Annotated in this window: 5 protein-coding genes; 4 read left to right on the plus strand and 1 reads right to left on the minus strand. The window is 63.6% G+C overall.

The window, feature by feature from the left end:
- Window positions 1-624 precede the first annotated feature (624 nt).
- The gene (gene ftsH, locus CWO89_RS37600) at window positions 625-2,466 is read right to left on the minus strand and encodes an ATP-dependent zinc metalloprotease FtsH (protein WP_130583410.1); all 1,842 of its coding nucleotides are present in this window, start codon (window positions 2,464-2,466) and stop codon (window positions 625-627) included.
- A gap of 304 nt (window positions 2,467-2,770) precedes the next feature.
- Between ftsH and CWO89_RS37605 the strand changes: the two genes are divergently transcribed.
- From CWO89_RS37605 to CWO89_RS37620, 4 genes are all read left to right on the plus strand, one after another.
- The gene (locus CWO89_RS37605) at window positions 2,771-5,098 is read left to right on the plus strand and encodes a xanthine dehydrogenase family protein molybdopterin-binding subunit (RefSeq protein WP_130583411.1); all 2,328 of its coding nucleotides are present in this window, start codon (window positions 2,771-2,773) and stop codon (window positions 5,096-5,098) included.
- Window positions 5,099-5,344: 246 nt separating this feature from the next.
- Entirely contained in the window at window positions 5,345-6,190 is an 846-nt protein-coding gene (locus tag CWO89_RS37610) for a division plane positioning ATPase MipZ (protein ID WP_130583412.1), read from the plus strand.
- Between the two features lie 207 nt (window positions 6,191-6,397).
- A complete protein-coding gene (locus tag CWO89_RS37615) occupies window positions 6,398-7,012 on the plus strand; it encodes a LemA family protein (RefSeq protein WP_130583413.1) in 615 nt (204 codons plus the stop codon).
- 23 nt (window positions 7,013-7,035) lie between these two features.
- Window positions 7,036-7,849 (plus strand): TPM domain-containing protein (locus tag CWO89_RS37620; RefSeq protein ID WP_130583414.1); only part of this gene is annotated, 814 nt, incomplete at its 3' end.

Consider the following 7,849-nt stretch of genomic DNA (forward strand, 5'->3'; position numbering starts at 1 on the left):
GTCGTCGCGCTGCGCTGCGCATGGCTCCGCGCGCCGCCCTCTCACCGCAAAAACCCGACCCACACCCGTTCGTTGAGAGCCTTGACTCACAAAGCCCCATATGAGGGTGGGGCAAAGGCGCGCTTGCGCCGTGCCCACCATTTCATGCTCCGCGGCGTCCGGATCGCGCTGGATTGAAAGAGCGTGATGAAAACGTTCGTTTCAAGGAGTCAACCAGCTCCCCACATCTGCTGTGAATACAAGAATACAACCAGAAAGGAACCAGCCATGAAACTCGCTGCAATCATGCTGGCAACTGCACTTGCTCTCTCGAGCACGGCGGCGCTGGCGCAAACGGCGGCGCAAACAGCCGGAACTGCTGGCTACGGCTCGGTCGTCGCGCCATCAGTGGGATCGTACTATTGGCCATCGGTAGGCTCGACAAACGCAGTTCCCACCTGGAGCAACACGACAAACGCCGCGCCTCTGCCCGGTCGCCTGCAGTCGGGTAGTGCAACGGTCGGTGCTTCCGCGGTTCGCAGGTAGCTACCGTAGGGTGGGCAAAGGCGCAGCCGTGTCCACCATTTCTTGCTCAGTTCGTGATGGTGGGCACGCTGCGCTTTGCCCACCCTACAAATCCATATCTCATACCGCGCGAAGTCCCTCCGGCGGCGTCTCGCGGATCAACGCTTCCAGGTCGCGCTGCTCCAGCGTCTCTTTCTCGAGCAGCTTCTTCGCTGCGCGGTCGAGGACAGCGCGCCGCGCGCTCAGGATGCCCTGGGTGCGCTGGAAGACGCGCTCGACGATGTCGCGCACCTCGTGGTCGACCACGGCCGCAGTCTCTTCCGCATAGTCGCGTTCCGGCATGGGGTAGGGCCGGTCGGCGCCGGCCAGAAAATTGCCGGGCTCGCGGTCATAGGCGATGCTGCCGAGCTTTTCCGACATGCCGTAGCGCGTCACCATGCTGCGGGCGATATCGGTCACCCGGCGCAAATCGTCGGCCGCACCGGTGGAAAGATGATCGAACACGATTAGCTCGGCGACGCGGCCGCCGAGCAGCACCGCCATCTTGTTCTCCAGTTCCTCCTTCGTCATCAGGAAGCGGTCCTCGATCGGACGCTGGATGGTGTAGCCGAGCGCGCCGACGCCGCGCGGAATGATCGAGACCTTGTGCACGGGATCGACGCCCGGTAGCGACAGCGCCACCAGCGCATGGCCCATCTCGTGATAGGCGACGATCTCGCGCTCCTTCGGATTGAGCAGCCGGTTGCGCTTTTCGAGCCCGGCCACCATGCGCTCGATCGCATTGGTAAAGTCGCTCATGGTGACGGCGTCGCCGCCGCGGCGTGTCGCCAGCAGCGCAGCCTCGTTGACGAGGTTGGCGAGATCGGCGCCGGTGAATCCCGGAGTGAGCGCCGCGACCGCCTCGGGATCGACGCCGGGTGCAAGCTTCACCTTCTTGATGTGAACCTTGAGGATGTCGATGCGTCCCTTCTTGTCGGGGCGGTCGACCAGCACCTGGCGGTCGAAGCGGCCGGCGCGGAGCAGCGCGGGGTCGAGGATTTCCGGCCGGTTGGTGGCGGCGAGGATCACTAGCCCGGACCGGGAGTCGAAGCCGTCGAGTTCGACCAGGAGCTGGTTCAGCGTCTGCTCCTTTTCGTCATGGCCGCCGGCGAACGGGCCGATGCCGCGGGCGCGGCCGAGCGCATCGAGCTCGTCGATGAAGATGATCGCGGGCGCCTTCTGGTGCGCCTGCTGGAACAGGTCACGTACGCGCGCCGCACCGACGCCGACGAACATCTCGACGAATTCGGAGCCGGAGATCGAGAAAAACGGCACCTTGGCCTCGCCGGCAACCGCCTTGGCAAGCAGCGTCTTGCCGGTGCCGGGCGGGCCCACCAGCAGCACGCCCTTGGGCATGCGCCCGCCGAGCCGGCCGTATTCGGTCGGGTTCTTCAGGAAATCGACCACTTCGCGCAGCTCATCCTTGGCTTCATCGACGCCGGCCACATCGCTGAAATTCACACCGGTATCGGCCTCGACATAGATCTTCGCCTTGCTCTTGCCGATCGCCATCAGCCCGCCGCCAAGGCCTCCGCCTTGCGCGGCGCGCCTGGCGATGAACCACCACAGGCCGAAGAACAACAGCACCGGCATGATCCACGAGAGCAGATCGCGCAGGAACGTGCTCTCGATCTGTCCGGTGAAGCGGACGTTGTATTTCTCGAGCTCTTGCGCGACCTCCGGATCGACACGCGTGGTGATGAATTGCTTCTGTCCGCCGGGCAGCGGCTCTTTCAAGGTGCCCTGAAGCGTGCGGTCGGAGATGCCGACGCTCTCGATCTTCCCTTGGCGCAGCAATTGCTGATATTCGCTGTAGGGAATCGCGGCGATCTTGCTGGCGCTGACATAGACGTATTGAACAAGCATGATACCGAATATCGCCGCAATCGCATATCCGATATTGAAACGCATCTTGTTGTTCATGACCGCCCTCCGATCAACATCGATATGGGCCGCTCCAAGCGTGGGTCCGATGGCCTTGGACGTGCCCCCGAGTGGGCAGCCGACACTTTAACATAATGGAACAATTAGCGCACGACGGCCCGGTTTCAACCCCTCAGCACGATATCGGCCACACGCAATAAAATTCCTGTCATTGCTCCGCGAGCAGTCGCGCATTGTTCTCATGCGCGAGAGGGATGGCGCGTCTGCTCTCGCCCGTCATCGGTTGTCTCGCGGCAAAAATCCGCTAAAACGCGCACCATCTCAAGAGGACAAGGACGGATTGATGAACATTCTTCCCAGTGATTTGCGTTTCGGTGCGGGCCAGCCGGTCAAGCGTTTGGAAGACCAGCGGCTGCTCACCGGGAAGGGACAGTTCATCGACGACAAGCCTGAAGACGGCGCGTTGTGGCTGCATGTGCTGCGCTCGCCGCATGCCCACGCCAAGGTTGTTTCGATCGATGTCAGCGCGGCGAAGGAAATGCCTGGTGTGGAGGCGGTCTATACCGGCGCCGATCTTGTGGCCGAGGACATCGGCACCATTCCGACGCTTGCGATCTTCAAGCGGCCGGACGGTTCACCGATGACCGTGCCGCCGCGCCGGCTGCTCGCGCATGAAGTGGTGCGCTTTGCCGGTGAGCCGGTGGCGGTTGTGGTCGCGACGTCGCGCGTGCTGGCGCAGACCGCATCTGAGGCGATCGTGGTCGATTACGACGTGCTGCCCGCGGTGGTCGATCCGGTCGAGGCGATCAAGCCCGGCGCGCCATTGGTGTGGCCGGAAGCGCCCGACAACATCGTCGCCGCCATGAGCTATGGCGACGCCGCCAAGGTCGAGGAAGCCTTCGCAAGAGCCGACCACGTGGTCTCGCTCGATCTCGTCAGCCAGCGCCTGGTGCCGTCGGCGATGGAGCCGCGCTCGACGATTGCCGAGATTGAGAAGAAGACCGGCCGCCTGATCCTGCATGTGCAGTCCCAGACGCCAGGCTCGACTCGCGATGTGCTGGCGGAGGCGATCCTGAAGCGGCCGAAGGAGAGCGTCCGCGTGCTGGTCGGCGATATCGGCGGCGGCTTTGGCCAGAAGACCAATCTCTATCCGGAGGACGGCATCGTCGCCTACGCCGCCACCAAGCTGAACAAGAAGATCCGCTGGCGCGGCGACCGCACCGACGATTTCGTTGGCGGCACCCATGGCCGCGACCTTACCTCGACCGGCGAGTTCGCGCTCGATGCCAAGGGCCGCGTGCTTGCCTATCGCGTGCGCTCGATCGGCGGCACCGGCGCCTATTCGACCGGCGCCGGCAACATCATTCCGCTGGTGCTCGGCCCGTTCGTGCAGACCGGCGTCTACGATCTGCCGCTGGTGCATTTCGAGGTGAAGTCAGTGATGACCCACACCGCGCCGGTCGGCGCCTATCGTGGCGCGGGACGGCCGGAAGCGGTGTTCATCGTCGAGCGTCTATTCGATGCCGCAGCGCGTCAGATCGGCATGGATCCGCGCACGATCCGCAAAGTCAACTACATCAAGCCGGCGCAATTGCCCTACACCAACGCGGTCGGCCAGGTCTATGATTCCGGCGCCTTCGCGCACATGCTGGAGCGCGCTTCCGATCTCGCCGATTGGAACGGGTTCGCCGCACGCAAAAAAGCCGCGAAGAAGAGGGGCCTGCTCTACGGCCGCGGATTGACCAGCTACATCGAATGGACCGGTGGCCGCGCGCACACCGAGAAGGTCAACCTGCATGCGACCGCGGAGGGGCGCATCATCCTGCATTCCGGCACCATGGCGATGGGGCAGGGGCTGCAGACCACCTACACCCAGATGATCTCGGATACGCTCGGCGTTCCCCTCGACAAGATCGATGTCGTCCAGGGAGATACGGATCTTGCCACCGGCTTCGGCAGCGTCGGCTCGCGTTCGCTGTTCGTCGGCGGCACGGCCGTGGCGGTGTCGACCAACGATATGATCAACAAGGCGCGCGAAAAGGCATCCAACCTGCTGGAAGCTTCCGTCGAGGACATCGAGTATCGCGACGGCTTCCTCACCGTGGTAGGCACCGACAAGCGCGTCAGCCTGTTCGAGATCGCCAAGAAAGAAAACGGCGCGCGGCTCTCTGTCGACAGCCAGGGCGAGGTCGACGGTCCGAGCTGGCCGAACGGCACGCATATTTGCGAGCTCGAGATTGATCCGGAGACCGGCGTCACCCGCGTGGTGCGCTACACCACGGTCGACGACGTCGGCGTCGCCGTCAACCCGATGCTGGTGACGGGCCAGATTCATGGCGGCGTCGCGCAAGGCATCGGGCAGGCGCTCTATGAGGGCGTCGCCTACAGCGAAGAAGGCCAGCTCTTGACCGCAACCTATCAGGACTATTGCGTGCCGCGCGCAGCCGATGTGCCGCCCATCGTGGTCACGCTCGATCCGTCCGCGCCGTGCAAGACCAACCCGCTTGGCGCCAAGGGCTGTGGCGAATCCGGCGCGATCGGCGGCCCGCCCTGCATCACCAACGGTGTGATGGACGCGCTGAGCGAACTCGGCATCACCAAGCTCAACACTCCGCTGACGCCGGTAAAGATCTGGAAAGCGATCCAGGACGCCAAGGCCGCGAGGACGTAGGCGGTCGGTTGGCAACACGCGCGACGAGGCGTAGCCCGGGTGAAGCGAAGCGTAACCCGGGGCCGCTAGTCATCGCGGATGCAGGAGTCCCGGGTTGCGCTTCGCTCCACCCGGGCTACGAAGTCACCTCAGTCGCGGGATAAACCGGCAACGAAATCAGATCCTTGGACCCTTGCGTAATTCGCGCGAATCAAGCGCAATGGTTGCGCTAAGCGATAACTCAATTGCAACTTGAGGAGCGAAGGCATGTTCGCTCGCGTGATCGTCATTGGCAATGAGAAGGGCGGCTCGGGGAAATCCACCGTCGCCATGCATGTGGCGGTTGCGCTGATCAAGTCGGCCCAGGCGGTGGCCACGATCGATCTCGATACCAGGCAACGCAGCTTCGCCCGTCTGATCGAGAACCGGCGCGCCTGGGCCAAGCACCTGCAGCGCGACCTCGGCATTCCCGAACATTTCTGTTTCGGCCAGCTCGAATATCCTTCCGCGGAAGAGGAGGCGGCAGGCTGCAAGGCGCTCGAGGAGACAGTCGAGACACTGGCCGGCCGCTATGACGTCGTCGTCATCGACACGCCCGGTCACGACAACTATCTGTCGCGCACGGCGCATGCGCTGGCCGACACCTTGATCACGCCGCTCAACGACAGCTTCGTCGATCTCGACGTGCTCGGCACCGTCCATCCCGAGACCTTCCACATCACCGGCACCAGCCACTACGCTAGCATGGTCGAGGAAGCGCGTGGCCGCCGCCGCATCACTCGTCACGGCACCATCGATTGGATTGTCCTGCGCAACCGCCTGTCCGCGCTCGGCTCGCGCAACAAGCGCCTGGTCGGCGACGGCCTGCAGCAGCTTTCGCACCGGCTGCAGTTCCGCTGCGTGGATGGCCTCGCCGAACGCGTGATCTTCCGCGAATTCTTTCCGCGCGGGCTCACCGCCGTCGACGATCTCGACGAACTCACGCTCGGCGCGCGCCCGACCATGTCGCACGTCTCCGCGCGCCTGGAGATGCTGAAGCTGATCACGACGATCGGGCTCGGCAACGCCGTGACCGCGAGCGAAATCGCCGACAGCCGCCAGGCTGTGGCCTGATTCCATCTTGAACCAAACTCTCGTCATCCTCCCGTCATTCCGGGATGCGCCCTCTTGGGCGCAGGCCCGGAATCCATTGCGCCGCATGCGCTGGCGGTGAAATGGATTCCGGGCTCGCGACGTCGTCGCGCCCCGGAATGACAAAAAAGTGGGGTCCGCCGGCCCTGATCTGCTACTCTAGCGCGAGAGCAGACCGGGAGAATTGCGATGCGGAGATTTTGGAGCGTGCTGGCGGCGCTGGCGACATTGAGCCTGACCAATTGCGGCTACAACGCCATTCAGTCCAATGACGAGCAGGTCAAGTCGAGCTGGTCGGAAGTGGTCAACCAGTATCAGCGCCGCGCCGATCTCGTGCCGAACATCGTCAATAGCGTGAAGGGTTTTGCGCAGCAGGAAAAGGATGTACTGCTCGGTGTCACCAATGCGCGCGCCAAGGTCGGCAGCATCCAGGCGACGCCGGAAGTGCTGAACGATCCCGCCGCGTTCCAGAAGTTCACGCAGGCCCAGGGCGAACTCACGGGCGCGCTATCGCGGCTTCTGGTCGTGACCGAAAACTATCCCCAGCTCAAATCCGATGCGCTGTTCCGCGATCTGGTGTCGCAGCTCGAAGGCACCGAGAACCGCATCACGGTGGCGCGCAACCGCTACATCAAGTCGGTGCAGGATTATAATGTCGGCATCCGCACCTTCCCGACCAATCTGACCGCGATGCTATTTGGTTACAAGGAGAAGCCGAACTTTACGGTCGAGAACGAGAAGGAGATTTCGGTCGCGCCGAAGGTCGATTTCAACCCATCGCCTTCGCCGTCGCCGTCGAAATAATTCAACGCTGCGATCCGCTTCCAATGAACGCTGCACGCGCCATCCTGCTTGCGCTGCTGGTGGGCTGGATTTTTCCAGCCTTCGCCGACGTCGCGGTGCCGCCACTCACCGGCCGCGTCGTCGACACGACCGGAACGCTGTCGCCCGGCGACATCGCCTCGCTGACGCAGACGCTGGAGGATCTGGAGAAACGCAAGGGCAGCCAGATCGCGGTGCTGATCGTGCCGACCACGGGCGAAGAGACCATCGAGCAGTTCTCGATCCGCGTCGCGGAAGCCTGGAAGATCGGCCGCAGGAAGATCGACGACGGCGCATTGCTCGTCATCGCCAAGAACGATCGCCATCTGCGCATCGAGGTCGGCTACGGGCTCGAAGGCGTGCTCACGGATGCGACCACAAGGCGCATCATCGACGAGGTCATCACGCCGAAATTCAAGACCGGCGACTTCGCTGGCGGCGTCGCAGCCGGCATCAACCGGATGATCCGCCTGGTCGAGGGCGAACAGTTACCCGCGCCGGAGCCCGAACACTGGCAGGCGCCTAACCTCTTCGACCAGATCGATCCGTTCAATCCCTTCGTCATTGTCGGAATCTTCGTGCTGGGCTCTTTTCTGCGCACGATGCTCGGGCGGCTGCTCGGCGCCGCCGCCACCGGCGGTATCGTCGGCTTCTTCGCCTGGATGCTTGCGGGTTCACTTGCCGCCGCGGTGTTGCTTGCGATCATCGCTGTCGTCGTCACCTTGTTGGCCGGCAGTTGGGGGTGGGGCGGTCCGGGCGGCTATAAGCGCGGCGGCTGGCCGGGCGGCGGTTATGGCGGCGGCTATGGCGGCTCTTGGC

The sequence above is a fragment of the Bradyrhizobium sp. Leo170 genome (assembly GCF_004296405.1).
In the GTDB taxonomy this organism is placed as follows: domain Bacteria; phylum Pseudomonadota; class Alphaproteobacteria; order Rhizobiales; family Xanthobacteraceae; genus Bradyrhizobium.

What these genes read in the sequence shown, in the direction of transcription:
- ftsH (WP_130583410.1), bottom strand. Translation starts at nt 2,466, where the DNA reads ATGAACAACAAGATGCGTTTCAATATCGGATATGCGATTGCGGCGATA.
- CWO89_RS37605 (WP_130583411.1), top strand. Translation starts at nt 2,771, where the DNA reads ATGAACATTCTTCCCAGTGATTTGCGTTTCGGTGCGGGCCAGCCGGTC.
- CWO89_RS37610 (WP_130583412.1), top strand. Translation starts at nt 5,345, where the DNA reads ATGTTCGCTCGCGTGATCGTCATTGGCAATGAGAAGGGCGGCTCGGGG.
- CWO89_RS37615 (WP_130583413.1), top strand. Translation starts at nt 6,398, where the DNA reads ATGCGGAGATTTTGGAGCGTGCTGGCGGCGCTGGCGACATTGAGCCTG.